This is a genomic window from Acidaminococcus sp. AM33-14BH (assembly GCF_003603525.1).
Taxonomy (GTDB): Bacteria; Bacillota; Negativicutes; order Acidaminococcales; family Acidaminococcaceae; genus Acidaminococcus; species Acidaminococcus intestini.
In genome coordinates this window covers 9,870-11,312 of record NZ_QTNG01000021.1, presented here as the reverse complement: position 1 = coordinate 11,312, position 1,443 = coordinate 9,870, and the positions used below count along the sequence as shown (strand labels likewise).

The following is a 1,443-nucleotide window of genomic DNA, read 5'->3' as shown; positions in this document are numbered from 1 at the left end:
GGTTCTTTGTCAAATGTTGGGGTGCCCCACAACTAAATCGCCTTTTAGGAACTCGGCAAGGCATTTGCCGAGTTCCTTTTTTGCCAATTCACATAGAGAATCCGGTTCCTAAATCTGTTGAAATCACGCATTCCAAATGCAACTCTCTTAACCGTCTTAATCAGGTTGTTACAGCCTTCTGTGAATCCATTGGAGTATGGCTGGATAATTGCTTGAATAATTGCAGCCTCCCAATCTTTAAAAGATCTTAAAATTCCTTTAAAAGCATCTAAGTTGTAGCCCATTACCATAGCTAACCATTTGTTTAGCTCCCGCTTCGCAGCCAATTCAGTCTTCTGCCTCAATACTTTGTAAAATGCTTCTTTGAGTATATATGCACGCCTCAGTTCATCAGATTGAGAGAGGATGCAGCGCAGCTTTACCAGCTCTTCTCCACTTAGTGTTGTTCCCCTCTTTTGGAGAATCCTCTTATTATGTTTCAAATAAGGTGAGGTCTTTGGAAACGTATTTTGAATGTCTTTCCTTACTCTTTCCATAGCCCAGAGAACAAGTCGCTGTACATGGAATCTATCGGCTATCAGTGTGGCATTCGGGAACATTGTTTTATAGACAGAACGAAAAAGGGCAGACATGTCCATTACAACATAGCGAACCCTTCTTCGCTCCGCTTTAGGATAGCGAAGAAAATAACGTATAATCCAGTCTGCATCACGTCTTGGCAGAATGTCGATGAGCTCATTGTGTTCTACGTCTGTAATGCTGACCTGATACTTTTGTCCATGAGCATTGCCCCGGAATTCATCCATGGCCAGGACTTGGGGAAGGTGTTGGGGATGAGGGAAATGAAGGCGGTCAAAGTAACGTATGACCGTTGTAGTAGATGTGTGGAAGTCAGCCGCTATATCTGTGAAGCTGCGCTTTTGAAAACACGACACCATAATCTGCATCTGCAGATCTTTTGATTTGCGTTGATAACGCTGCAGGAACGGGACGGTTTCAAAGAATGTACGACCGCAGCAAGGGCAAACGTATCTTCTTTTATGTAATCGGACAAAAGCCTGTTGGTGCAAAATGGATCCGATAGCAATCCTTTGCCAACGGTAATCCTTGATTCTATCGGTCTTCGCATGACAATTAGGGCATTGGACAACAGCTCGATTCAGTTCCATAATAAATTCAATTTGTTGCTCACTGTGGATGCATTTTTTTATTACGTTACCTTTGACATTCAAGGAATTTGCTATATAATCAAATGTGGACATAGGCCATCTTCCTTTCATTTAGGTTTGGCGATTTAATTGTAAGAGTGGATGCCGTCTATGTCCACTTTTTTATGCAAAAATGGGGTGAGGAAAGAATATTTCCTCACCCCAACATTTATTATAGAACCAAAAAAAGTAGGCGCTGAGAGGACACGCATCTGGACGGTCACTTTAGCGCCCC

The 1,443-nt window shown here is 42.5% G+C and carries 1 protein-coding gene; it reads right to left on the bottom strand.

Features of this window, described 5'->3' with window-relative positions:
* Nucleotides 1–44: 44 nt before the first annotated feature.
* Nucleotides 45–1,262, bottom strand: coding sequence for an ISL3 family transposase (locus DW817_RS10440; RefSeq protein WP_022227101.1), 1,218 nt, complete (start codon nucleotides 1,260–1,262; stop codon nucleotides 45–47).
* Between the last annotated feature and the right edge of the window lie 181 nt (nucleotides 1,263–1,443).

Coding starts and splice junctions, on each gene's coding strand:
- DW817_RS10440 (WP_022227101.1), bottom strand. CDS start 1,262: ATGTCCACATTTGATTATATAGCAAATTCCTTGAATGTCAAAGGTAAC.